The sequence below is a fragment of the Jannaschia sp. Os4 genome, from assembly GCF_016820245.1.
Lineage (GTDB): Bacteria > Pseudomonadota > Alphaproteobacteria > Rhodobacterales > Rhodobacteraceae > Jannaschia.
Genome location: NZ_JAFCAR010000005.1, coordinates 359,691 through 381,998, shown reverse-complemented (window position 1 = coordinate 381,998; position 22,308 = coordinate 359,691). Strand labels below are relative to the sequence as shown.

General features: G+C 74.9%; 25 protein-coding genes. 6 read left to right on the top strand and 19 right to left on the bottom strand.

The features are described from left to right. Positions 1-99: 99 nt before the first annotated feature. On the top strand, positions 100-1,152 hold the full coding sequence (locus JQC91_RS15665; protein ID WP_203288242.1) for a 2OG-Fe(II) oxygenase: 1,053 nt from the start codon (positions 100-102) through the stop codon (positions 1,150-1,152). Between the two features lie 92 nt (positions 1,153-1,244). Further along, a complete protein-coding gene (locus JQC91_RS15660) occupies positions 1,245-2,468 on the top strand; it encodes a cytochrome b/b6 domain-containing protein (RefSeq protein ID WP_203288240.1) in 1,224 nt (407 codons plus the stop codon). Between the two features lies 1 nt (position 2,469). On the opposite strand, the gene eda is transcribed toward JQC91_RS15660, so the two are convergent. The 3 genes from eda to hisI form a co-directional block, all read right to left on the bottom strand. Then, on the bottom strand, positions 2,470-3,102 hold the full coding sequence (gene eda, locus JQC91_RS15655; protein ID WP_203288237.1) for a bifunctional 4-hydroxy-2-oxoglutarate aldolase/2-dehydro-3-deoxy-phosphogluconate aldolase: 633 nt from the start codon (positions 3,100-3,102) through the stop codon (positions 2,470-2,472). 99 nt (positions 3,103-3,201) lie between these two features. Next, the gene (gene edd, locus JQC91_RS15650; protein ID WP_203288235.1) at positions 3,202-5,007 is read right to left on the bottom strand and encodes a phosphogluconate dehydratase; all 1,806 of its coding nucleotides are present in this window, start codon (positions 5,005-5,007) and stop codon (positions 3,202-3,204) included. 60 nt (positions 5,008-5,067) lie between these two features. After that, entirely contained in the window at positions 5,068-5,424 is a 357-nt protein-coding gene (gene hisI, locus JQC91_RS15645; protein ID WP_203288234.1) for a phosphoribosyl-AMP cyclohydrolase, read from the bottom strand. A 61-nt stretch (positions 5,425-5,485) separates the two neighbouring features. Between hisI and JQC91_RS15640 the strand changes: the two genes are divergently transcribed. Further along, positions 5,486-5,929, top strand: a complete 444-nt coding sequence (locus JQC91_RS15640) for an iron-sulfur cluster assembly scaffold protein (RefSeq protein ID WP_203288233.1) — start codon at positions 5,486-5,488, stop codon at positions 5,927-5,929. On the opposite strand, the gene JQC91_RS15635 is transcribed toward JQC91_RS15640, so the two are convergent. Beyond that, positions 5,926-7,908 (bottom strand): protein-disulfide reductase DsbD domain-containing protein, encoded by a 1,983-nt coding sequence (locus JQC91_RS15635; protein WP_203288232.1) that lies wholly within the window; start codon positions 7,906-7,908, stop codon positions 5,926-5,928. The genes JQC91_RS15640 and JQC91_RS15635 overlap by 4 nt on opposite strands. A gap of 177 nt (positions 7,909-8,085) precedes the next feature. Between JQC91_RS15635 and JQC91_RS15630 the strand changes: the two genes are divergently transcribed. Both JQC91_RS15630 and JQC91_RS15625 read left to right on the top strand, forming a co-directional pair. After that, entirely contained in the window at positions 8,086-8,808 is a 723-nt protein-coding gene (locus JQC91_RS15630) for a DsbA family protein (protein ID WP_203288231.1), read from the top strand. 33 nt (positions 8,809-8,841) lie between these two features. Next, positions 8,842-9,876, top strand: coding sequence for a hypothetical protein (locus JQC91_RS15625; protein ID WP_203288230.1), 1,035 nt, complete (start codon positions 8,842-8,844; stop codon positions 9,874-9,876). Here the strand turns inward: JQC91_RS15625 and JQC91_RS15620 are convergent. The 3 genes from JQC91_RS15620 to JQC91_RS15610 are packed head-to-tail and all read right to left on the bottom strand — an operon-like array spanning position 9,873 to position 11,648. Beyond that, positions 9,873-10,292, bottom strand: coding sequence for a PaaI family thioesterase (locus JQC91_RS15620; protein ID WP_238941580.1), 420 nt, complete (start codon positions 10,290-10,292; stop codon positions 9,873-9,875). The genes JQC91_RS15625 and JQC91_RS15620 overlap by 4 nt on opposite strands. Further along, positions 10,289-10,768, bottom strand: a complete 480-nt coding sequence (locus JQC91_RS15615) for a PaaI family thioesterase (RefSeq protein WP_203288229.1) — start codon at positions 10,766-10,768, stop codon at positions 10,289-10,291. The genes JQC91_RS15620 and JQC91_RS15615 overlap by 4 nt, the downstream gene beginning before the upstream one ends. Positions 10,769-10,796: 28 nt before the next feature. Next, on the bottom strand, positions 10,797-11,648 hold the full coding sequence (locus JQC91_RS15610; protein ID WP_203288228.1) for a methylenetetrahydrofolate reductase: 852 nt from the start codon (positions 11,646-11,648) through the stop codon (positions 10,797-10,799). Between the two features lie 99 nt (positions 11,649-11,747). Here JQC91_RS15610 and JQC91_RS15605 point away from each other — a divergent pair, with 99 nt between their 5' ends. Then, positions 11,748-12,665 carry a LysR family transcriptional regulator gene (locus tag JQC91_RS15605; protein WP_203288667.1) on the top strand — a complete coding sequence of 306 codons (918 nt, stop codon included), beginning with the start codon at positions 11,748-11,750 and terminating at the stop codon, positions 12,663-12,665. A 33-nt stretch (positions 12,666-12,698) separates the two neighbouring features. Here JQC91_RS15605 and JQC91_RS15600 read toward each other — a convergent pair whose 3' ends face one another. The 12 genes from JQC91_RS15600 to JQC91_RS15545 all read right to left on the bottom strand — a co-directional run bounded on the left by JQC91_RS15600 (position 12,699) and on the right by JQC91_RS15545 (position 22,276). Further along, on the bottom strand, positions 12,699-14,492 hold the full coding sequence (locus JQC91_RS15600) for a gamma-glutamyltransferase (RefSeq protein WP_343069995.1): 1,794 nt from the start codon (positions 14,490-14,492) through the stop codon (positions 12,699-12,701). A gap of 176 nt (positions 14,493-14,668) precedes the next feature. Further along, complete coding sequence (locus tag JQC91_RS15595; protein WP_343069994.1) at positions 14,669-15,715, bottom strand: AbrB family transcriptional regulator; 1,047 nt, start codon at positions 15,713-15,715, stop codon at positions 14,669-14,671. Next, positions 15,688-16,311: an urease accessory protein UreG gene (ureG, locus tag JQC91_RS15590; RefSeq protein ID WP_203288227.1), complete on the bottom strand. Its 624-nt coding sequence runs from the start codon at positions 16,309-16,311 to the stop codon at positions 15,688-15,690. Before ureG ends, JQC91_RS15595 begins: the two co-directional genes overlap by 28 nt. Then, the gene (locus JQC91_RS15585) at positions 16,308-16,913 is read right to left on the bottom strand and encodes an urease accessory UreF family protein (protein WP_203288225.1); all 606 of its coding nucleotides are present in this window, start codon (positions 16,911-16,913) and stop codon (positions 16,308-16,310) included. Before JQC91_RS15585 ends, ureG begins: the two co-directional genes overlap by 4 nt. Beyond that, on the bottom strand, positions 16,897-17,346 hold the full coding sequence (locus JQC91_RS15580; RefSeq protein WP_203288223.1) for an urease accessory protein UreE: 450 nt from the start codon (positions 17,344-17,346) through the stop codon (positions 16,897-16,899). Before JQC91_RS15580 ends, JQC91_RS15585 begins: the two co-directional genes overlap by 17 nt. Before the next feature lie 172 nt (positions 17,347-17,518). Beyond that, positions 17,519-17,965 carry a DMT family transporter gene (locus JQC91_RS15575; RefSeq protein ID WP_238941579.1) on the bottom strand — a complete coding sequence of 149 codons (447 nt, stop codon included), beginning with the start codon at positions 17,963-17,965 and terminating at the stop codon, positions 17,519-17,521. Further along, complete coding sequence (locus JQC91_RS15570) at positions 17,962-18,558, bottom strand: hypothetical protein (protein WP_203288221.1); 597 nt, start codon at positions 18,556-18,558, stop codon at positions 17,962-17,964. The genes JQC91_RS15575 and JQC91_RS15570 overlap by 4 nt, the downstream gene beginning before the upstream one ends. Next, the gene (gene ureC / locus JQC91_RS15565; RefSeq protein ID WP_203288220.1) at positions 18,558-20,252 is read right to left on the bottom strand and encodes an urease subunit alpha; all 1,695 of its coding nucleotides are present in this window, start codon (positions 20,250-20,252) and stop codon (positions 18,558-18,560) included. The genes JQC91_RS15570 and ureC overlap by 1 nt, the downstream gene beginning before the upstream one ends. Before the next feature lie 207 nt (positions 20,253-20,459). Further along, entirely contained in the window at positions 20,460-20,765 is a 306-nt protein-coding gene (locus tag JQC91_RS15560; protein ID WP_203288218.1) for an urease subunit beta, read from the bottom strand. Then, a complete protein-coding gene (locus tag JQC91_RS15555) occupies positions 20,762-21,073 on the bottom strand; it encodes an urease subunit gamma (protein WP_203288216.1) in 312 nt (103 codons plus the stop codon). Before JQC91_RS15555 ends, JQC91_RS15560 begins: the two co-directional genes overlap by 4 nt. Further along, the gene (locus tag JQC91_RS15550) at positions 21,070-21,849 is read right to left on the bottom strand and encodes an urease accessory protein UreD (protein WP_238941578.1); all 780 of its coding nucleotides are present in this window, start codon (positions 21,847-21,849) and stop codon (positions 21,070-21,072) included. The genes JQC91_RS15555 and JQC91_RS15550 overlap by 4 nt, the downstream gene beginning before the upstream one ends. Before the next feature lie 19 nt (positions 21,850-21,868). Continuing rightward, positions 21,869-22,276, bottom strand: a complete 408-nt coding sequence (locus JQC91_RS15545) for a PPC domain-containing DNA-binding protein (protein WP_203288214.1) — start codon at positions 22,274-22,276, stop codon at positions 21,869-21,871. Positions 22,277-22,308: the final 32 nt, after the last annotated feature.

Sequence of the window (22,308 nt, the reverse complement as noted above, 5' to 3'; positions counted from 1 at the left end):
TTGGCGCGACATAGCGCGCGCGCGCCGCGGAGGGCCAGCCTCCCCGCCTTCATTCTGCCGCAGCCCGGTGGCATCGTCGCGCCCCAGGAGACCACCGAGATGCCCCACGCCCCCCTCTTTCCCGGCGAGCCGGCGCCGTTCTTCCGCGCCGCGACGCGCGGCAACCCGCGCTTCGCCTTCGACACGGTGGCGGGGCGCTGGATCGTGCTCGCCTTCCCCGCGCCGGGCGGGGAGGCGGCGCTGCACGACGCGCTGGCGGCCGAGGCGGCGTTCGACGACGACCACGCCTGCGCGTTCCTCGTCGCGCCCCATGCCGATCCGGGCGGGCGGCTTGCGGGGCGCATCCCGGGGCTTCGGGTGTTCCTCGACGCGGACCGGGCGGTGGCCCGCCTCTACGGCGTGGCCGCGGAGGGGGCGGCGGACCGGCCCGCGCTGGTGCTGATCGACCCGGAGATGCGCGTCGAGGCGATCGTGCCGGTCGACCGGCTCGCGGACCTAGCGGCGCGCCTCCGCCGCCTGCCGCCCGCGGGGGCGCACGCGGGCGCGGCGCTGGGGGCGCCGGTGCTGCTGCTGCGCAACGTGCTCGAGCCCGCGCTCTGCCGCCGGCTGATCGACCTCTACGAGGACCATGGCGGGCAGGAGTCGGGCTTCATGCGCGAGATCGACGGGCGGACGCATGCCGTCATGGACCCGTCCCACAAGGTGCGCCGGGACGCGCCGATCGACGACCCCGGCCTGCGCGCGACGCTCCAGTCGCGGATCGCGCGGCGCGTGGTCCCGGCCATCGCCAAGGCCCACCAGTTCCACGCCACCCGGATGGAGCGCTACATCGTCTCCTGCTACGACGCCGCCGAGGGCGCGCATTTCAACGCGCATCGGGACAACACCACGTCCGGCACCGCGCACCGGCGCTTCGCGGTGTCGATCAACCTGAACGACGGGTTCGCGGGGGGCGAGGTGTCGTTCCCCGAATACGGGCCGCGCGGCCTGAAGGCCCCGGCGGGGGGCGCGGTCGTGTTCTCCTGCTCGCTGCTCCACAGGGTGTCGAAGGTGACGGAGGGGCGGCGCTACGCGTTCCTGCCGTTCCTCTACGACGACGCGGCGGCCCGCGTGCGCGCGGCGAACCTCGGCCGGCTCGCCCCCGCGGGCTAGGGCGCGGCCCGCGCATGGGGGGCGTGCGGGAATGCGCGTTGGCGGCGGGGCGGGATCGGGTAGATTGGGGCCGTCCCGTCCCGGAGGCCGCCATGTCGACCCGCGTTACCACCGCCACGAACACCGACCGCGCCTATGGCTGGGTCGAGCGCGCGCTGCACTGGGCCATCGCGCTGCTGATGCTCACGGTGATCCCCTTGGGCGTGATCGCCCATGACGGCGCGGCCGCGATCGAGGCGGGCGCGGCCTCGCCCGAGCAGGTGGCGCGCACGGTCACGCTGTTCTCGGTCCACAAGACGGTGGGGATCGCGATCTTCGCCCTCGCGGTCGTCCGCGTCCTCTGGGCGCTGGCGCAGCCGCGCCCGCAGCCGATCCAAGGCGGGTGGGAGGCGACGCTCGCGGCGATCGTCCACTGGCTGCTCTACGGCTCGCTGATCCTCGTGCCCCTGCTCGGCTGGACCCATCATGCCGCGACCGAGGGCTACGCCCCGATCCTCTGGCCGCTCGGGGACGAGCTGCCCTTCGTGCCGAACGACGCGTGGCTCGCCGACCTGCTGGGCACGCTGCACACAACCGCCGCCAAGGTGCTGGCCGTAGCGCTGCTCCTGCACGTCGCCGGGGCGCTGAAGCACGCGGTGATCGACCGGGACGGGACGCTGGCGCGCATGGTGTCGGGCCGGGTGCCGGCGCATGTCGAGCGGCCGCATGGCAAGGCCCTGCCCGCCTTGGCCGCCGCCGCCGTCTGGGCCGCCGCCCTCGGCGTTGGGCTGTGGCTGGCGCCGCCCCCCGCGCCCGCCGTGGCCGCGGGCGCCGCCTCGGTCGGGGCCGCCTCGAACTGGACCGTCGAGGAGGGCAGCGTCTCGATCACCGTGACGCAGCTCGGCAGCCCCGTCACCGGGAGCTTCGCGGACTGGCAGGCGGCCATCGACTTCGACCCCGCGCCGCGCGCGGACGGGACCGTCGGCTCGGTCGAGGTGTCCGTCGGGACCGGCTCCCTCGCCCTCGGCACGGTGTCGCAGCAGGCCACCGGCGAGGCGTTCCTCGCCTCCGCCGCCTTCCCGACCGCGACCTACGTGGCCGACCTGCGCCCGGAGGGGGACGGCTACGTCGCCGAGGGGACCTTCGCGCTCCGGGGCGTGGAGGTGCCGCTGACCCTGCCCTTCACGCTCGAGATCGACGGGGACCGCGCCGTCATGGGGGGCGCGACGGCCGTGGACCGGCGGGACTTCGGGATGGGCGAGACCTACCCCGACGAGTCGTCCGTCGGCTTCTCGGTCGCCATCGACGTGGCGCTGACGGCGGTGCGGGCGGAGTAGCTCAGCCCGCCGCCGCGCGGGCGAGGCCCTCGATCTCCGCCCAGTCCCCGGAGGCCATCGCCGCCTTCGGCGCGACCCACGAGCCGCCGACGCAGACGACGTTCGACAGGCCGAGATAGGCATCCTTGTTGGCGGGGCTCACGCCGCCTGTGGGGCACCACGCGACCTGCGGGATGGGGGCGCCGATGCCCTTGAGGGCGGGGGCGCCGCCGGACGCCTCGGCGGGGAAGAACTTGAGCATGTCCCACCCCTTCTCGAGCAGCGCCATCGCCTCGGTCGCGGTGGCCGCGCCGGGGAGGAGCGGGAGGTCCTCGTCCACGCAGGCCTGCAGCAGCGTGTCGGTGGCGCCGGGGGAGACGCCGAACTTGGCGCCCGCCGCCTTGGCGGCCTTGACGTCCGACGGCGTCAGCAGGGTGCCCGCGCCGACGATCCCGCCCTCCACCTGCGCCATGGCGCGGATGCAGTCGAGCGCGGCGGGGGTGCGGAGCGTCACCTCCAGCGCGGGGAGGCCGCCGGCGACCAGCGCCTCGGCCAAGGGGCGCGCATGTGCCACGTCGTCGAGGACGAGGACGGGGATGACGGGCGCGCGTCCGGCGAGGTCGCGGGCGGCGGCGGACTGGTCTTGGGGGGTCATGGGGTGCTGCCTCGGGATGGGTCGGGCTTGGATGTTCGGTATTCGAGGCGGGGGCGCCTCGTCCAGCGCGGCCCCCGCGCGAGGCGGGGGCGTGGTGGGCTAGACCACCACCGCCGCGCCGTCCGCCGCGGAGCCCGCGTTGGCGCGGAAGACCGCGAAAAGCTCGCGGCCCAGCCCCGTGGCATTGGCGGCGGGGTCGAAGGGCGCGGGGTCGCGGGCCTCGACGCCCTCGGCCAGCACCTCCAGCCGCCCGGCTGCGGCGTCGACGCGGATCAGGTCGCCGTCGCGCAGCTTGCCGATCAGTCCGCCCGCCGCCGCCTCGGGGGCGACGTGGATGGCGGCGGGCACCTTGCCGGACGCGCCGGACATGCGCCCGTCGGTCACGAGGGCCACGCGGTGGCCGCGCTGGAGCAGGACCGACAGCGTGGGCGTGAGCGAGTGCAGTTCGGGCATCCCGTTGGCGCGGGGACCTTGGTGGCGGACGACGACGACCACGTCGCGGTCCAGCTCGCCCGCCTTGAAGGCCTCCTTCACGGCGTCCTGGCTCTCGAACACGGCCGCCGGGGCCTCGACCACGTGGAGGTCGGGGGCCACGGCGGAGACCTTCATGACGCCGATGCCCAAGGGGCCGCGCAGTTCCTTCAGGCCGCCGGTCGCGGCGAAGGGGTCGGCGGGGGTCTTGAGGATCTTGTCGTTGAGGCTCTCGCGCGGACCGGGGTGCCAGTGGAGGGTCCCGTCCTCGAGCTTGGGCTCCTCGGCGTAGCGGGACAGGCCATGGCCCGCGGCGGTGGCCACGTCCTCGTGGAGCAGCCCCGCCTCCAGCAGGCGCCCGATCATGAAGGGCAGGCCGCCGGCCGCGTGGAAGTGGTTCACGTCCGCCAGCCCGTTGGGATAGACGCGCGCCATGAGCGGCGTGGCCTCGGACACGGCGTCGAAATCCTCGCAGGACAGGATCACGCCCGCCGCGCGGGCCATCGCGATGAGGTGGATCACGAGGTTGGTGGACCCGCCCGTGGCCATCAGGCCCACGAGGCCGTTCACCCACGCGCGCTCGTCCAGCACGTCGCAGACGGGGGTGTATTCGTTGCCCAAGCCGGTGATCGCGGCGGCGCGGTGGGCGGCGGCGTCGGTCAGCGCGTCGCGGAGCGGCGTGCCCGGGTTGACGAAGGAGGCGCCGGGCAGGTGCAGGCCCATGAACTCCATCAGCATCTGGTTGGAATTGGCGGTGCCGTAGAAGGTGCAGGTGCCGGGGCCGTGGTAGGAGGCCATCTCGGCCTGCATCAGGCGGTCGCGCCCGACCTTGCCCTCGGCGAAGTCGCGGCGGACCTGCGCCTTCTCCTCGTTGGGCAGGCCGGAGACCATCGGCCCGGCGGGGACGAAGATGCCCGGCAGGTAGCCGTAGGTCGCGGCGGCGATCACGAGGCCGGGGACGATCTTGTCGCAGATGCCGAGGTAGAGGGCCGCGTCGAACGTGTCGTGCGACAGCGCCACGCCCGCGGCCAGCGCGATCACGTCGCGGGAGAAGAGCGACAGCTCCATCCCGGTCTGGCCTTGGGTCACGCCGTCGCACATGGCCGGGACGCCGCCCGCCACTTGGCAGGTCGCGCCGGTGGCGGCGGCGGCGGCCTTCAGCCGCTCGGGGTAGCGGTAGTAGGGAGCGTGGGCCGACAGCATGTCGTTGTAGGCGGTGACGATGCCGAGGTTGGGCTGGCGCTCGGCCACGAGGTCGCCCTTCTGCGCCTCCATCGCGGCGTAGGCGTGGGCTTGGTTGCCGCATTGCAGGTGGGCGCGGCGCGGTCCCTTGGCGGCCTGCGCGCGCATCCGGTCGAGATAGGGCTCGCGGGTCGGGCGGGAGCGTTCGCGGATGCGGTCGGTGATGCGGTCGATGCGGGCGTCGAGGGGCATGATGGTCCTCCGGGCTTCCGGGGGCCTATGCGATGTTAGCGATAACAGTTCAACCCCGTTTCACGTAATCGGCTCGCTGAGGACCACCTCCGCCCCGTCGCGGTCCGCCGTGTAGAAGCACGACCGCCGTCCCGTGTGGCAGGCGGGGCCGGTCTGCTCCACGCGGGCGAGCAGGCAGTCGCGGTCGCAGTCCACGCGCATCTCGACGAGGCGCTGCACGTGCCCCGACGTGGCGCCCTTTGGCCAGAGCTCGGAGCGCGAGCGCGACCAGTAGGTGACGATCCCGGTCTCGGCGGTGGCGGCGAGGGAGTCGGCGTTCATCCACGCCATCATCAGCACCTCGCCGGTGGCGTGGTCTTGGGCCACGCAGGGGATCAGGCCGTTCGCGTCGAGACGGAGGGTCGCAGGGTCGAACATCGCGCGTACCTTTCCTCGCTGGGGCGCGGGGCCTACCTAGGGGCGAGCACGCGGAGGCACCATGTCCGACGACCTCATCAAGCTGTATTCCGGCCGCATCCTCGAGCTGGCGGCCTCGCTGCCCGCGCCCGCGCCGCTGGACGCGCCGGACGGGACGGCGAAGGTGCGCTCGCCGCTCTGCGGCTCGACGGTGACCGTGGAGGTCGGGCTCGACGCCGTGGGGCGGATCGCGCGCTACTCGCAGGACGTGAAGGCTTGCGCGCTCGGCCAAGCGAGCGCGGCGGTGTCCGGGGCCGCGATGATCGGCCGGACGCGGGACGAGGTGGCCAGCGCGCGGGACGAGCTGCGCGCGATGCTCAAGTCGGGCGGGCCGGTGCCCGCGGCGCCGTTCGACGGGCTGGAGGTGCTGCGGCCCGCGGTGGACTTCCGCAACCGGCACGCGTCGATCCTGCTGGCGCTGGACGCCACCGTGCAGGCGATGGACGCGGCGATGGCCGACGCCTAGCGGGCCGCGTCGACGGCGGCGCGGATCGCGGCCTCCGTCAGGATCTCGGGCAGCAGCACGCCCTCCGGCGCGCCAGGGCCGTGGACGGCGTTGAACGGGATGCCGTGCCTGCCTTGGGCGGCGAGGTAGCTGGAGATGGCCGGGTCCGGCCGGGTCCAGTCCGCCCGCATTGTCCCGACGCCCTCCAAGGGGAGGAGCGGGTCGAGGACGAGGCGCTTGTTGGCTTGGCAGGTCAGGCACCAGTCGGCGGTGACGTCGACGAGGACGGTCTCGCCCCGCGCGACGGCCTCGGCGAGGGCGTCCTCGGAGAACACGGCCCAGTCGTCGGACGGCGCCGCGCGGGGCGCGGACGGTCCGAGGGCGGCGGTCGCGACCAGCGCCGCGAGGCCCGCCACGGCGACGGGCAGCGCGCGGCGGCGGAGCGCGAGGGCGGCGAGCAGGACCACGGCCGCGCCCCCGGTGAGCGCGGCGGTGGCGGGCGTGGTGGAGCCCGCGAGGACCACGAGGAACCATGCGCCCGCGAGCAGCATCAGCCCGCCCAGCACGCGGCGGAGCGTGACCATCCACGCGCCCGGTCGCGGCAGGAGGCGGATCGTGCCGGGGGCCGCGGCGACGAGGAAGTAGGGCGCGGCGAGGCCCAGCCCCATCGCCCCGAAGACGGCGATCGTGGCCGCGGGGCCTGCGGTGAGGGCGTAGGTGACGGCGCCGCCGAGGAAGGGGGCCGAGCAGGGCGTGGCCATCAGGGCGGCGAAGGCGCCGGTGGCGACGTCGCCCGGTGCCCCGCCGCCGCCTGCGGCGCGCGACATCGCGGTCGTGGGCCCCTGCCCCAGCCCCATCTCGAACCAGCCGAAGAGGTTGGCGGCGAACAGGGTCACGAGGCCGATCACGAGGCCGAGGAAGGCGGGGGACTGGAACTGGATGCCCCAGCCCACGGCCACGCCCGCTGCCCGGGCCGCGACGGCGGCGAGGGCGAGGAGGAGGAAGAAGCCGAGGATGCCCGCGGAAGTGAGCAGGAAGCCGGAGCGGACGCGCGCGGGCGCGGCGTCGCGGAGGGCGAGCGCGGAGGCGAGCTTGATCGACAGGACCGGCAGGACGCAGGGCATGAGGTTGAGGATCAGCCCGCCGAGCGCGGCGAGCGCGAGCGCGAGCCATAGCCCCTGCCCCGCGGCGGGCGGCGCGGGCGGCAGCGGCGCGGGCTCGGCGCGCAGCGTGGCCGCGCGGTCCCCGTCCACGAGCGTCAGGTCGAGCGGCCCCTCCCCCGGCGCGAGCACGTCGAGCCGCGCCCAGACGCGCCGCCCGTCCGGCGACAGCCGGACGTCCGGCGGGCCGAACGCGCCGCCCCCGTGCTCGGGGAAGACGGCGGGCGCGGCGACGCCCGCGGGCGCGGTGGCCGTCAGCGTGAGCGCGTCCGCGTCGAGATGGACCCGCTCCAACGCCCAGCCCGACGCGGTTCCGTCGTCGGGGACGCGCGCGACCCATTCGGCGAGATGAGCCGCCGTCCCGCCGTCCACGCCTCCGCCGAGGGGCAGGTCGAGGGACAGCTCCACCCGGTCGGGCACGCAAATCTCGGCGCAGACGAGGAGGTCGGCGGCCAAGTCGAGGCGCGCGGGTGCGCCCGGCCGCTCCAGGACCACCGTGAGCGGGTAGGTCACGGCCCCGGCATAGCCGTAGTTCTCGATGTCGAAGGCGGTGAAGCGGGTGGGCGCCGGATAGGCGATCTGGACGTCGGCCACGTTCGCGCTGCCCGACCAGTCCAGCGCGGGCGGCAGGCCGACCTCGCCCGGCGAGCGCCAGTAGGTCTTCCACCCCGGCTGCATCTCCAGCGCGAGGCCCGCGGACAGGCGCGCGACGCCTTCGCCCACGCCGTCCTCCGCGGTCATCAGGCGTGCGGTCACGGCATGGCCCGCGACCGGCGCGGTCACGGCGGCGGGGGCCGCGAGGGGCAGCCAGAGGAACAGCAGGGCGAGGAGCGCGCGCATGGGGAGGGGATAGGCCCCCCCGCCGCGCTCCGACAGGGGGGCGGCCCCGCGCCGCACGGCAACGTGACCGCGCGCGCCCGGCCGCGGGCGCGGCGGATCGCCCATCGCGGCCCCCGCCCCGTTGCGCCCCCCGCCCGCCGCTGCCATCACCGGGGCCGACCTTTCCGGGAGACACAGATGCGCCGCCTCGTTGCCGCCCCCCTCGCCGCCCTGCTCCTCGCCGCGCCCGCCGCCGCGCAGGACTTCTCGGAGGAGGAGATCAAGCAGCTCGCGCTGCAGGCGATCCTCGAGAACCCCGAGATCGTGATGGAGGCCGTCGCCATCCTGCAGGCCCGCGACGAGGCCGAAGCGGCCGCCGCGGCGCAGGCGAGCCTGTCGGACAACCGCGACCTGCTGGAGCGCGACCCCAACGCGCCGGTGGGCGGCAACCCGGACGGATCGGTGACGGTGGTCGAGTTCTTCGACTACAACTGCCCCTACTGCCGCCGCGCGGGCGACGAGGTGACGGCCCTGCTGGACCGCGACGACGACGTGCGGATCGTCTACCGCGAGTGGCCAATCCTCGGCGAAGGCTCCGTCGTCGCCGCGCAGGCCGCGCTCGCCGCGCGCGAGCAGGGCCTCTACCAAGAGATGCACGACGCGCTCATGGGCCAGAGCGGGCGCGTCGACGAGGCGTCGGTGATGCGCGTCGCGGGCGAGGTCGGGCTCGACCTCGACCGGCTGCGCGCGGACATGGCGGCGCCGGAGGTGCAGGCGCATATCGACGGGTCGATGGCGCTGGCCCGCCAGCTCGGCTTCTCCGGGACGCCCTCCTTCGTGATCGGCGACCGGACGGCCCCCGGCCTCGTGGACGCGGACGCGATGGCCGAGATGGTGGAGGCGGCGCGGCAGGACGGCTAGGGTCCGCGCGACGTCCCGCCGCCGGAGCGCACGATGCAGGTCATCCTCCATGTCGGGATGGGCAAGAACGGCTCGACCGCGATCCAGGACGCGCTCGCGCGCTCGACGGACGCCTTGGCCGCGCACGGCGCGGTCTACGCCGGGATGCGCCCCGTCGCGCCGGGCGAGGCGCCGACCACGCCGGTGGGCTACCTGCGGTCCGACGCCGCCACGTGGACCGCGCGGGCCGACCACCTCCTGGGCCTCGACGCGGCCAAGGTCGTCGTCTCGAACGAGTCGCTCTCGGCGGCCCCCGACGCGATCGACCCCTTCGTCGCCCGGCTGCGCGCGCGCGCCGACCTTCGGGTGGTCATCTACGCCCGCGATCCGCGCGACTGGCTGGCCTCGGCCCATGTCCAGTGGGCCGTGCGCCACAAGACACGCAAGGGCCCCGTCCCTGCCTTCCCCGAGAGCGCGCGGCGCCTGGTGGTCGCCTACAACGGCCCGATCCGGTGGCGCGCGCGGGTGGGGGCGGCCTGCGAGGTGGCGTCCTACGAGGCGGCGGGCGACGTGGTCGCCGACTTCGCCGCGCGCATCGGCGTGCCGCTGGAGCCGCGGACGGCCCCCGTCTACGCGAGCCCCGGCCGGGCGGAGACCGTGCTGCGCGCGCTGTTCGCGGACCGCCACGCGGGCCCGGTGCTGCCCGAGGCGTTCGACCGCGCGGTGCGCGCCGACCTCCGCGACGACGGCCCGCGCGACGTGGCCGAGATGGCGGCGCGCGCGCTGGACACGCGCGCGGCGCAGGCGGTGGTGGACGAGAGCGCGGACCTGTTCGACCGCTTCGCCGAGGCGACGGGGCTGGAGGTGCGCGGCGGCGGGGCCGGGACCGGCCGGTCCGTCGCGCCCGAGGCGGTCCGGGCCGAGGTGCTGGATCACCTCGCGGATCTCGCGCTCGGGCAGGCCCTGCGGCTGGAGCGGCTGGAGGCGGAGGTGGCGGCGCTGCGCGCGGCGCGCGACGCGGACCCGCGCCCTCCCGCGCCCGAGGCGCCGCGCGCGCGGGCGCCCCGCCGTCCGTGGTGGCGCCGCTAGGGCCGCACCGGCACCATGGTGCCGAGCGCGGTGGCCACGTGCACCGTGCCGTCCGCCCCGCCCCACACGTCCGCCGCCACCGCGACGAGCCGTCGGCCGGGCCGGACCACCCGGCCCGTCGCCCGCAGGACCGGACCGGCCCCGGGGGCGAGCAGCGAGATGCGGAACTCGGAGGTGACGACCTCGGAGCCCTCGGGCATCGTGGTGAGCGCCGCGTAGCCGGCCGCCGAGTCGGCGAGCGCGAAGGTCAGCCCGGCATGGGCGACGCCATGCTGCTGCGTGACGTGCCCCGCCACGGGGGCGGACAGCGCGACCTCGCCGGATGCCACCGTCTCCATCGCGGCCCCGAGCGTCGTCATCATCGCCTGCCGCGCGAAGGAGGCGCGGATCGCGGCCTCCGCCATGCGGGGGCTCATCCCTGCATGATCAGGCATGTCGTCGATCCCGTCGCGTAGAGCGTCCCGTCGTCCCGGCCCCGGAGCTCGCCGGACGCGACGCCGGTGGTCCGGCCCGCGTGGGACACGGCCCCCTCGCAGCGGATCGGCGTGCCGACGGGCAGGTTGCGCGTCACGTTCACCTTGTACTCGAGCGTGGTGTAGAAGCTGCCCCGCGGCACCTTGGTCATCACCGCGCAGGCCATCGCGCTGTCGAGCAGCGTGCCGTACCAGCCCCCGTGCACCGTCCCCATCGGGTTGGTGTGGTCGAAGCCGGGCGTCCCCTCGAACACCACGCGCCCGTCCTCCACCTCCGTCAGCCGGTAGCCCAGGACGCGGGCGATGGGCGGCTGCGGCAGGGTGCCGTCGCGCGTGGCCTGCATGAAGGCGAGGCCGGACATCGACAGGAGCCGGTCGCGCGTGGCGAGGTCGGCGGGCGACTCGGCGAAGAAGGTCATGGGGCGGAGGCTAGACCCCCACCCGGCCTCACGCCACCGCCGCGAGCGATCGGCCCACGCCGAGGGCGCGGCAGACGGCCCGGACGGGCTCGGCGCGGTTCAACGTGTAGAAGTGGAGCCGCCCAACGCCCTCGCGGACGAGCGCGTCGGCCATCTCGCAGGTCGTGGCCAGCGCGAAGTCGTCGGCGCGGCCGTGGCGGTGGGCGCGATCGAACGCCTCGGCGAGATCCGGAGGGATGGCGGCCCCGCAGGACGCGGCGAAGCGCTGCGCCTTGGGCCAGTCGCGGACCGGGAGCAGGCCGGGGACGATGACGCCGCCGATCCCCGCCGCGGCGGCGCGGTCCCGGAAGCGCAGGAACGTGGCCGGGTCGAAGAAGAACTGGCCGATCGCCTCGGTCGCGCCCGCGTCGACCTTGCGCCGCAGCCAGTCGAGGCAGGCGTCGGGCGAGCGCGCGTCGGGATGCGCCTCCGGGTAGCAGGCCACCCGGAGGGTGAAGCCGGGCAGCGCGGCCATCATCTCGGGCACGTCGCGGAAGCCGTCCGGGTGCGGCGCGAACGCGGCGCCCTCCTCCGCAGGGTCGCCGCGCAGGCAGAGCAGGTCGCGGACCCCCGCCGCGCGCAGCGCCTCGGCGGCCTCCAGCACCTCGTCGCGGGACTGGCCGCCCAAGGTGAGGTGGGCCATCACGCGCGCGCCGGTGCGGGCCCTGATCCGGCGGGCCGCGTCCGCGGTGCCGTCGCGGGTCGAGCCGCCCGCGCCGTAGGTGACGCTCATCCACGCGGGCCCGAGCGGCGCCAGCGCGTCGACGCCGCGGTCCATCCGGTCGCGGGCGGCGTCCGAGCGGGGCGGGAAGAACTCGAAGGAGACGGACGGGGTCGGCATCGGGGCACCTCTCGGGACTGCAACGCCGTTGTGCCGGGGGGACGTTCCGTGAGACAGGCTCATAACGCTCACCCCGATGTTGAGGCGCGCCGCATGAAGCTGCATCTCGAGTTCCGCCACCTCCGCACCATCCGCGCCATCCACGAGGCGGGCAGCTTCGCCCGCGCCGCCGAGCGGATGGCGGTGACGCAGTCGGCGCTCAGCCATCAGGTGAAGAACCTAGAGGGGCTGGTGGGGATGGAGCTGTTCGTGCGCCGCACCAAGCCGATGCGCCTGTCCCCGGCGGGCGAGCGGCTGCTGCGTCTGGCCGAGCAGGTGCTGCCGCAGGTCGAGGCGGTGGAGGAGGAGTTCGCGGGCCTCCACGCGGGCCGGGCGGGCCGCCTGCACATCGCGATCGAGTGCCACGCCTGCTACGAGTGGCTGTTCCCGGTGCTGGAGCGGTTCCGCCGCGCGTGGCCGGACGTGGACGTCGACATCCGCCCCGGCCTGCAGTTCAAGGCCCTGCCCGCCTTGCAGCGCGAGGAGGTGGACCTCGTGGTGTCGTCCGACCCCGAGGATCTGCCCGGCGTGACCTTCCGCCCGCTCTTCGACTACGAGCCGGTCTTCGTCGCCGCGGCGTCCCATCCGCTCGCGGCGAGGCCCCACGTCGAGGCCGAGGACTTCCGCGGCGAGACGCTGATCACCTACCCCGTGGACCGGCCCCGGCTGGACGTGTTCTCGCAACTGCTGATCCCCGCCGGGGTGGAGCCCGCGGCGGTCCGGCAGGTGGAGCTGACGGCCGTGATCCTGCTTCTCGTGGCGTCGCAGCGCGGGGTGGCGGTGCTGCCCGACTGGGTGCTGCGGGAGGTGCGGGGGTCGTCGGACTACGTGACCCGCCCGCTGACGGCGCGGGGCGTGACCCGGCGGCTCTACGCGGCGGTGCGCGAGGCGGACGCGGCGCGGCCCTACATGGCGCACGTGCTGGGCCTGATGCGGACGGAGCCGATCAAGATGCGGGGGATGGCGGACGCTTCGTAAGCGTCCGTAAGCGAAGTCTTCGAAAGACTTCGCCTACCGTCCGGCGGCGTAGGCCTGCCCCAGCCGAGGCGTCGCCGCCGCGCGCATCACCCCGTCGGGGCGGCGCGAGACGGCCGTGAGCCGCCCGACCGACCACGGCTCGGCCACCTCCACCTCGTGGCCGCGCGCCCGCAGGTCCGCGATGGCGGCCTCGCCCGCATGCGGCTCGATCATCAGGTGCCGGAGCCGCAGGCCGCGCGGGTGGAACGACGCCGTCAGTTGGGCGGTGTGGAAGAGCGGGGCCTCGATGGCCGCCTGCATCCCCTGCCCCCGGTGGATCATCCCCAGCAGGAACGCCGCCTGCCACTGGTCCTGCTGGTCGCCGCCGGGCGTGCCGAAGGCCATCCGGGTGCCGTCCGGCGCCTGCGCCATCGACGGGGAGAGGGTCGTGCGCGGGCGCCGCCCCGGCGCGAGGGTCGTCGGGCGCCCCTCCTCCAGCCAGAACATCTGGGCGCGGGAGTTCAGGGGCACGCCGAGGCCGGGGACGACCGGGTTCGACTTCAGCCAGCCGCCCGAGGGGGTGGCCGAGACCATGTTGCCCCAGCGGTCCACCACGTCGACGTGGACGGTGTCGCCCCGGGCGTTGGCGAGATGCGCCATCGTCGGCTCGCCCCCGCCGAGGCCCGCCGCGCCGGGCGTCATGCGGGCGCGGCGCGTGGCGGCGGCGGCCCACGCCTCCCGCCCGGGGATCGGGCCGGGCGCGACCTCCCCGGCGGCGGCGTCGCCGATGGTGGCGCGGCGCGCGGCGGCGAAGTCACGGGACAGGAGCGTGCCCGTCGGGATGTCCGAATGGTCCGGGTCGCCGTAGTAGGCCTCCCGGTCCGCGAAGGCGCGCTTGAGCGCCTCGACGGCGAGATGGGTCGAGTCGGGTGCCGAGAGGTCGTCGCCCTCCAGCATGAGCAGCGTCTGGAGCAGGACGGGGCCTTGGGTCCACGGCCCGCATTTCCACACGGTCCAGCCGTGGTGGTCGACGGCGAGGGCCGGCTCGACCGTCGCCCGCCACCCCGCCATGTCCCCCGCCGACAGGGCGCCCGCCCGCCGCGCGCCCGTGCCGTCCATGACCGGCCCGGCGTCGATCTGGGCCTGCACCGCCTCCGCGACGAAGCCCTCGGCGTGGACCGTGCGGGCGCGCTCGATCTGCACCGCGCGGCCCTCGGCGGCCTCCGCCTCCGCCAGCAGGCGCTCCCAGAAGGCGGCGAGGGCGGGATTGGCGAAGACCTCGCCCGGCGCGGGGACGGCGCCGCCGGGCAGCCACGTCGCGGCGGAGGAGGGCCACTCGGCGCGGAACAGGTCGGCCATTTCGGCGATGCCCGCCGCCGCGCGCGGCAGCAGGGGGTGGCCGTGGGCGGCGGCGATCGCGGGCTCCATCACCGTCCGCAGGGGCAGCGACCCGCCCCGCAGGAGCATCAGCATCCACGCGTCCCACGCGCCGGGGATCACGGTGGCGAGCAGGCCCGCGCCGGGTATGAGGTCGAGCCCCTCGGCGACGTAGTGGTCGCGGGTCGCCCCGGCGGGCGCGGGGCCCTGCCCGCAGATCACGTGGGGGACGTCGTCGCCCGCAGGCCAGACGAGGGCGGGCATGTCGCCCAAGGGTCCGCAGAGATGCGGCTCGACCACGCCCAGCGTGATCCCGGCGGCGGCGGCGGCGTCGGCGGCGGTGCCGCCCAGCTCCAGCATCCGCATCCCGGCGGCGGAGGCGAGCCAGTGGGTGGTGGCGACCATGCCGAAGGTGCCGGCGAGTTCGGGGCGCTGGAGGTGCATGAAGTCTTCTACGATGGTGCTCCACACGAACACTAGCGCATCGCAGGGCCGTGGCGCGGCGACCCGCCCCCTCCGCGAAGCGCTTTATCCCTCACCCCCGCACGCCGCCCGACCGTCGCGCCGGCGGCGCAGGATCGCAGGGCCGTGGGACGGCCCGGTGATGCGCGGCTCGCCTGCCCTCGCGTTCCGCGCGGATGCCCCGCTCACTTCGTCCCCCGCCCCGCGAAGAGCGGCGCGCAGGTGATCACGACCGCCAGCCGCACGAGGTGGTGCACCACGACGAAGCCCAGATCCGCCCCGACGAGGATCGCGATGATCGTCATCTCCGCCTGCCCGCCGGGGGCGAAGGCGAGGAACGCCTCGAGATGCGGTGCGCCGGTCAGCCAGACGACCGCCTCGGCGAAGGCCACCGTGAGAACGGCCAGCACGAGGACGAAGCCGACCCCGGCGGCCACGTCGCGGCGGACCTCGGCCGGGGTCACGCCGAGATAGCCGACGCCGATGCCGATCCCGATGAGGAACTGCGCGGCGAGGATCGCCTCGGCGGGCGGTCGGTGCTCCAGCACGCCCGCCAGCGATAGCGCCCCCGCGGCGATCAGCGGCCCGAGGATCGAGGCCCCGAACAGGCCGACCTTCGCCGCGATCCACCACCCCACGGCCCCGGCGGCGGCCATCAGCGCCATCTGCGCCACCGGCAGCGCGGCGGCGGGCGCGCCGATGGGCGCGTCGAGCGAGGCCCCGAAGCCCACGGACAGGATCAGCGGCGCCAGCGTGACGATCAGCAGCACGCGCGTCGCTTGGATCAGCGAGAGCGCGCGGGGGTCGCCGCCCGCCTCGGAGCCGAAGATCACCATGTCCTGCAGCCCGCCGGGCATCGCGGCGTAGTAGGACGTCACGGGGTCGAACCGCAGGCGGCGGAAGAACCACGTCCCCACGGCGGCGATGACCGCCACGTAGAGCGGCACCAGCAGCAGCGACAGCGCCATCGTCGGCAGCACGGCGACCACGGCGGGGGTGAGGGACGCGCCGACGGCGATGCCGAGCACGGTGCGCGCGGCGATCGACACCTTTCCCAGCCCCGCCAGCGGCAGGCGCAGCAGCGCGGCGGCGAGGCAGGCGAACATCGGGCCGAAGAGGAACGGCAGCGGCAGGTCCAGCGCCCAGAACGCGAGCGTCCCCAGCGCGGCGACGGCGAGGGTGCCGAGCCGCGGCGCGAGGCCGGTCAGAGCCCCCCCGCCTCGCGCAGCCACGCGACGACCTCCTCCACCCCGGTGCCGTGGCGCAGCGCCGCCATCACGTAGGGCCGCGCGCCCCGTGCCGCGTCGAGGTCGCGCCGCGCCTCGCCGAGGTCGACCCCCACGTGCGGGGCGAGGTCCGTCTTGTTGAGGACCAGCAGGTCAGAGCGCGTCACCCCCGGCCCCTTCTTGCGTGGGATGTCCTGCCCGGCCGCCGTGTCGATCACGTAGATCGAGAGGTCCGCCAGCTCCGGCGAGAAGGTCGCGGCGAGGTTGTCGCCCCCGCTCTCGATGAGGACGAGGTCGAGGTCGGGGATGGCCGCCCGCAGGTCCGCGATGGCGGCGAGGTTGATGCTCGCGTCCTCGCGGATCGCCGTGTGGGGGCAGCCCCCGGTCTCCACGCCGCGGATGCGCTCCGACGGCAGGGCTTGGGCGCGGGTCAGGTACTCGGCGTCCTCGCGGGTGTAGATGTCGTTGGTGACGACCGCGAGGGAGAGGTCGGGCGACAGCGCGCGGGCCAGCCGCTCGGTCAGCGTCGTCTTGCCCGCGCCGACGGGTCCGCCGATTCCGACGCGGAGGGGGCCGTGTTCGCTCTTGGGAGGAGAGGTCATGTGCGGAAGATCCTCGGTTGCAGCCCCTCGTGCGCCAGCGCGTCCATCTCGGCCAGCCACGCGCCCTGCCCGGGCGGCTCGTCGTGGCGACGGGCGGCCTCGGCGGCGATGGCGTCGTGGAGCGCGGCGAGGATCGCCTGCGCCTCGGACTGGCCCAAAGGCAGGAAGCGGGCGGCGGCCTGCACGATCTGGGCGGCGAGCGACTGGAGGTGGAGGGCCACGACCGTCTCCGGGTCCATCCCGCGCGCCGCGAGGCCGAGGGCCACGGGCAGCGGGTGGGCCTCGGCGCCGAGCGTGGCGGCGAAGGCCGTGCCCATGTCGCGCGCCTCGGCCCAGCGCTCCGGCGCGCCCGCGCGGGCCTGCAGGAACGCGCCCGTCGTGCTGGGGTCGGCCCCTCCCATCACCCCGCGGATCGCCCACGCGTCGAGCGGCCCCGTCCCGCGGGTCAACACGTCGCGCGTCCATGCCTCGACCCCGGCAGCGTCGGTGACGCGCCCCTCGGCCATCGCCGTCTCAAGCCCGTGGGAGTAGGCGTAGGCCGAGGTCGGGAAGCCCGCCCCCGTCCACTGCGCGAGGCGCAGGAGGTCAGTCGTCGTGGTCATGCGGGTGGTCGTGCGAATGCCCCATCGTGCGCCCGTGGCCATAGGCGCCGCCCTCTGGCTCGAAGGGGCGGGCGTCGTCGGTGACCTCGGCGCCGAGCTTCACAAGCATGTCGCGCAGCACGGGATCGTGCCGGATCACGAGGTGGTCCCCCCCGATCTGGCAGGGCGCGTGCCGGTTGCCGACATGCCATGCGAGGCGCGGCAGGTCCCCCCGGACGACGAGCACCGGCTCCTCGGCGGCCACCACCGCGACCTCGGTCCCGTCCTCCAGCCGCAGCCCGGCGTGGCGTCCGAGGTCCGTGAGGCGCGGCAGGTCGAGCATCACGGCCCGCCCGCCTTCGGTCACGAGGCGCTTCCGGCGGACGAGGCGCGCGTCGTAGTCGAGGACGATCCGGTCGGCGGGGGCATGGAGATGGTCGAGGAAGGTGGTCATGGGGTCCGCTCCGAGGGCGGCGGGCATCTGGACGATCGCGCGACGTGCGGAGGGCAGCGGCCGTCCGCGGGCTGTCGCGAAGCGACCGCCCGGGGGGGCGGACGGTCGCTGCCCGGCGGTGCCCGCCGGGCGGACGGCCTCCACGGCGCTACGCATTTCGGCAGACGCCGCCTCACCCCCGCCCCGCGATCTGCGTCAGGAACAGCCCCGCCGCCATCAGCGACAGGCCCGCGCCGCGCACCCACGTCATCTCGACCACGCGCGCGCCGAAGAGCCCGAACTGGTCGATCAGCGCCGCCGAGGCCAGCTGCCCCATCAGCACGAAGAACACCGCGTTGCCGATCCCGAAGCGCGGCGCGATCCATGTGATCGACAGCACGTAGAAGGCGATCAGCGCGCCGGCGAGGAACAGGTGCGGCGGTGCGCCCGCGGCGGCGCGCAGGTCGAGGCCGGTGGCGGCGGCGACGAGGAGCGAGGAGGCCAAGGCCACGGCGAACAGGATCACGGCGGCGGATGCGGGCGCGCCCATCACCCCGCCGAGGCGGGCGTTCAGCGCCGCGAGCACCGGGATGCCGATCCCGGCGAGCAGCATGATCGCGGCGGAGGCGGGGGCGGTCATTCGACGGGTTCGAAGGCAGTGTAGCCGAAGGGCTCCGGCGCGCCGGGATTACCGCTCGAAAGAGGGATCACGAGGTCCAGCTCGCGCAGGTGGACCAAGCGTATCTCCACGGCGTCGTCCGGCCCCCAGTCCAGACGGAACGTCCCCGTCAGGCCGGTGTAGGAACAGCCGGCGACGTCCACCTCGCCCACCGTCTCGCTCCACGCGAGCTTGGCGCGGATGCGCTCTTCCCCGCCGCCGCCCGCGCCTTCCGTCCCCGTGGAGGAAAGGCCCAGCCCGGGCATCGGGCGCGCGGTGGCGATGCGCGGCTCGTCGAAGCGCCGGAACGTGACCTCGTCGGCGGCGAGGAAGGGGGCGTCCCCCTTCCAGTAGGCGATCACGACGCCGCCCGGGCCCAGCAGGTCGGACCAAGTGTCGCCCCCCTCGGTCCAGACGTTCAGCACCCGCCCGTCGGGGAGGCGGCGGAAGGTCTCGGTACCGATCGAATGGGTGGCGGCCACGCCCGCGCCGTCCACGTCCGACCGGGTCGGGCAGGCCCCGGCGGGCGGTGCGGCGGCGAGGAAGGCGCAGGGGATCAGGACGGCGCAGCGCATCAGAACAGGAAGTACCGCTGCGCCATCGGCAGCACCTCGGCCGGCTCGCAGGTCAGCAGCTCGCCGTCCGCGCGGACCTCGTAGGTCTCGGGGTCCACCTCCACCTCGGGGGTCAGGTCGTTCATCACCATGTCCGCCTTGCCGATCCCGCGCGTGCCCTCCACCGCCACGCAGTCCTTGGCGAGGCCCAGCCCCTCCACCTCCGCGTCCCGCGACACGAACAGCACCGCCGCCCGCTCCACCGCCCGGCCCATCGTCCCCCACATGGGCCGCGAATGCACGGGCTGGGGCGTCGGGATGGAGGCGTTGGGGTCGCCCATCTGCGCCACCGCGATGGACCCGCCGACCAGCACCATCTCGGGCTTCACGCCGAAGAACGCTGGGGACCAGAGGCAGAGGTCGGCGCGCTTGCCGGTCTCCACCGACCCGATCTCGCGCGACATGCCATGCGCCACCGCGGGGTTGATCGTATACTTCGCCACGTAGCGGCGGACGCGGCGGTTGTCGTTCTCGCCCGTCTCCTCGGGCAGGCGCCCGCGCTGCTTCTTCATCTTGTCGGCGGTCTGCCACGTGCGGATGACGACCTCGCCCACCCGGCCCATCGCCTGTGAGTCGGACGCGATGATCGAGAAGGCCCCCATGTCGTGCAGGATGTCCTCGGCCGCGATGGTCTCGCGGCGGATGCGGCTCTCGGCGAAGGCCACGTCCTCGGGGATCGCGCGGTCGAGGTGGTGGCACACCATGAGCATGTCGAGATGCTCCTCCAGCGTGTTCACCGTGTAGGGCCGCGTCGGGTTCGTGCTCGACGGGATGACGTGCGGCAGGCCGCAGACCTTGATGATGTCGGGCGCGTGGCCGCCCCCCGCCCCCTCGGTGTGGAAGGCGTGGATGGTGCGCCCGGCGATGGCCGCGACCGTGTCCTCGACGAAGCCGGATTCGTTGAGCGTGTCGGTGTGGATCATCACCTGAACGTCCATCCGGTCCGCGACCGACAGGCAGGTGTCGATCGCCTGCGGCGTCGTCCCCCAGTCCTCGTGCAGCTTCAGCGCGCAGGCGCCCGCGCGCACCATCTCCTCGATCGGCGCCGGGTCCGAGGCATTGCCCTTCCCCGCCACGGCGAGGTTCACGGGGCAGCCGTCCATCGCCTGCAGCATCCGCCCGATATGCCACGGGCCGGGCGTGCAGGTGGTGGCGAGCGTCCCGTGCGCGGGGCCGGTGCCGCCGCCCAGCATCGTCGTCAGGCCAGAATGCAGCGCGTCGTCGATCTGCTGCGGGCAGATGAAGTGGATGTGGGCGTCGAACCCGCCCGCCGTCAGGATGCGCCCCTCGCCCGCGATGATCTCCGTCGCGGGGCCGATCACGAGGTCCACGCCCGGCTGCACGTCCGGGTTGCCCGCCTTGCCGATGCCGGCGATGCGCCCGTCGCGCAGGCCGACGTCGGCCTTCACGATCCCCCAATGGTCCACGATCACCGCGTTGGTGATGACCGTGTCCATCGTGCCCTCGGCGCGCGTCCGCTGCGACTGGCCCATGCCGTCGCGGATGACCTTGCCGCCGCCGAACTTCACCTCCTCGCCATAGGTGGTGCGGTCCTCCTCGACCTCGATCCAGAGGTCCGTGTCGGCGAGGCGCACGCGGTCGCCCACGGTGGGGCCGTACATGTCCGCATAGGCGCGGCGGGGGATGGGGGCCATGCGGGTGCCTCTAGGGAACTGTTGCTACGGGGGCGGGACGGAAGCGTATCGCAGGGCCGTGGCGCGGCGACGCGACCGCGCCGCGAGGCGATTTATCCCTCACCCCCGCACGACGCCTCGACGTCGCGCCGATGGCGACGGATCGCCGTGCCGTGGGGACGGCCCGGCGATGCGCGGCTCGCTGGCGCTCGCGTACCGCGCAAGGCATTACAGCTCCCCCATCACGTCGCCCCGGAACCCGACGACGCGCCGGTCCCCGCCGAACGGCACCAGTCGCACGGTGCGCGTCTGCCCCGGCTCGAACCGCACGGCGGTCCCCGCCGCCACGTCCAGCCGCCTCCCCCGCGCGGCGGCGCGGTCGAACGCCAGCGCGGGGTTCGTCTCGGCGAAGTGGTAGTGGCTGCCGACCTGCACCGGCCGGTCGCCCGTGTTGCTCACGTCCAGCGCGACCACGTCGGCGCTCGCGTTGAGCTCGATCTCGCCATCGGCGCAGACCACCTCGCCGGGGATCACGACGCGCCCCGGATCGGATGGTGGACCGTGACCAGCTTGGTCCCGTCGGGGAAGGTCGCCTCGACCTGCACGTCGTGGATCATCTCGGGCACGCCTTCCATGCATTGCTCGGCGGTGACCACGTGCGCGCCCGCCCGCATGAGGTCGCTGACCGAGCGCCCGTCGCGCGCCCCCTCGACCACGAAGTCGGTGATCAGCGCGATGGCCTCCGGGTGGTTCAGCTTGACCCCCCGGTCCAGCCGCCCGCGCGCGACCATCGCCGCCACGCTGACCAAGAGCTTGTCCTTCTCGCGGGGCGTGAGGTTCATGCGTCGTCCTGCCAGACGCGCGGCACCGGTCGTCCGCGCAGCGTCACGATGGCCGACACCAAGGCACGGCGCAACGGCTGGGCGGCGGAGGCCGCGAGGCGGAGGACGAGACGTCCGTCCCACGCCCCGCACGCCGCCCGGACCGCCTGCGAATCGAGCAGACGGCGGAGCGGGCCGACCGCGTCGGCGGCGTTCGGCGCGGCGAGGACCAGCGAGGCGAGCGCCGCCGAATCCCCCAGCGCCGCCGGATCGGCCAGCGTGGCGGCATCGAGCGCCAGGTGGTCGTCGTGCAGCGGCGGCCCGCCCCGCGCGACGCGGCGGCGGTCGTCCAGACGGGCGCGCGCCACCGCCTCGCCCATCGCGGCGCGGCCCAGCACGACCGACTCGACCATCAGCAGGTCCGCGTCCGCCGCGAGGTCCACCTCCGTCCGCCGCCGCAGGTCGGCGCCCTCGAAGAGGATCGTCTCCTGCGGCAGCCAGTCGAGCCGTGCCCCTGCCCCGACCGACAGCCTCACGTCCAGCCGCCCCGGTCCATCCGTCGCGCGATACCCCCGCTCCGCCGTCTGGGTCGCGGCCACCACCTCCGCCCCCGCGCCGACCTCGAGGGCGTAGGACAGCCGGTCCCCGCTGGTGATGCCCCCGGCGGTGTTCAGGAACACCACCTCCGGCACCCCGTGGGTCCGGGGCAGCATCGCCTTGGCCGAGCCGCTCTGCGACAGGTCGCGCAGGCCGCCCGCGCCGAGCACGACCGACGCCGCGCCCCGGGCGCGTTGCATCGCCCCCGACGGCGCCCCGTTAGGCATCGGTCACCACCAACTCGTCGTAGCCGGACAGCGGGCACGGCGCGCGGGCGAAGCGGACGTCGTCCAGCGCCGCGAGGACGACCTCCGCCGTCGTCCGCACGGGCGCGTCCGGCATCAGGTGCCCGCCCCGGACGCGCCCGTCCGCGTCCGAGACCACGCAGTGCAGGTGATGCCGCTCCGGATCGAGCGTGCCCACCAGCCCGACGATCTCCAGCGGGCCGCCGTGCCGCGTCGCCTCCTCCGCCCCCGCATGGCGCAGGTGGACGCGGGACAGGCTCCCCACGCAGGTGACGACGACCGCGGGCGCGCCGAGCCCGTCGCGCATCGCGCGCAGCCCTTCGATCAGGTCTTCGCCGGGGCGCAGGCGGTGGACGGCATGGCGGGCGGCGGAGACGTGCATCGCCCCCTCCTAGCGCCCCCCGCGCGTCCATG

Bases quoted from the DNA above. Each gene is read 5' to 3' on its own strand.
- JQC91_RS15665 (WP_203288242.1), top strand. From the start codon at position 100: ATGCCCCACGCCCCCCTCTTTCCCGGCGAGCCGGCGCCGTTCTTCCGC.
- JQC91_RS15660 (WP_203288240.1), top strand. From the start codon at position 1,245: ATGTCGACCCGCGTTACCACCGCCACGAACACCGACCGCGCCTATGGC.
- eda (WP_203288237.1), bottom strand. From the start codon at position 3,102: ATGACCCCCCAAGACCAGTCCGCCGCCGCCCGCGACCTCGCCGGACGC.
- edd (WP_203288235.1), bottom strand. From the start codon at position 5,007: ATGCCCCTCGACGCCCGCATCGACCGCATCACCGACCGCATCCGCGAA.
- hisI (WP_203288234.1), bottom strand. From the start codon at position 5,424: ATGTTCGACCCTGCGACCCTCCGTCTCGACGCGAACGGCCTGATCCCC.
- JQC91_RS15640 (WP_203288233.1), top strand. From the start codon at position 5,486: ATGTCCGACGACCTCATCAAGCTGTATTCCGGCCGCATCCTCGAGCTG.
- JQC91_RS15635 (WP_203288232.1), bottom strand. From the start codon at position 7,908: ATGCGCGCGCTCCTCGCCCTGCTGTTCCTCTGGCTGCCCCTCGCGGCC.
- JQC91_RS15630 (WP_203288231.1), top strand. From the start codon at position 8,086: ATGCGCCGCCTCGTTGCCGCCCCCCTCGCCGCCCTGCTCCTCGCCGCG.
- JQC91_RS15625 (WP_203288230.1), top strand. From the start codon at position 8,842: ATGCAGGTCATCCTCCATGTCGGGATGGGCAAGAACGGCTCGACCGCG.
- JQC91_RS15620 (WP_238941580.1), bottom strand. From the start codon at position 10,292: ATGAGCCCCCGCATGGCGGAGGCCGCGATCCGCGCCTCCTTCGCGCGG.
- JQC91_RS15615 (WP_203288229.1), bottom strand. From the start codon at position 10,768: ATGACCTTCTTCGCCGAGTCGCCCGCCGACCTCGCCACGCGCGACCGG.
- JQC91_RS15610 (WP_203288228.1), bottom strand. From the start codon at position 11,648: ATGCCGACCCCGTCCGTCTCCTTCGAGTTCTTCCCGCCCCGCTCGGAC.
- ureG (WP_203288227.1), bottom strand. From the start codon at position 16,311: ATGACCTCTCCTCCCAAGAGCGAACACGGCCCCCTCCGCGTCGGAATC.
- JQC91_RS15585 (WP_203288225.1), bottom strand. From the start codon at position 16,913: ATGACCACGACGACTGACCTCCTGCGCCTCGCGCAGTGGACGGGGGCG.
- JQC91_RS15580 (WP_203288223.1), bottom strand. From the start codon at position 17,346: ATGACCACCTTCCTCGACCATCTCCATGCCCCCGCCGACCGGATCGTC.
- JQC91_RS15575 (WP_238941579.1), bottom strand. From the start codon at position 17,965: ATGACCGCCCCCGCCTCCGCCGCGATCATGCTGCTCGCCGGGATCGGC.
- JQC91_RS15570 (WP_203288221.1), bottom strand. From the start codon at position 18,558: ATGCGCTGCGCCGTCCTGATCCCCTGCGCCTTCCTCGCCGCCGCACCG.
- ureC (WP_203288220.1), bottom strand. From the start codon at position 20,252: ATGGCCCCCATCCCCCGCCGCGCCTATGCGGACATGTACGGCCCCACC.
- JQC91_RS15555 (WP_203288216.1), bottom strand. From the start codon at position 21,073: ATGAACCTCACGCCCCGCGAGAAGGACAAGCTCTTGGTCAGCGTGGCG.
- JQC91_RS15550 (WP_238941578.1), bottom strand. From the start codon at position 21,849: ATGCAACGCGCCCGGGGCGCGGCGTCGGTCGTGCTCGGCGCGGGCGGC.
- JQC91_RS15545 (WP_203288214.1), bottom strand. From the start codon at position 22,276: ATGCACGTCTCCGCCGCCCGCCATGCCGTCCACCGCCTGCGCCCCGGC.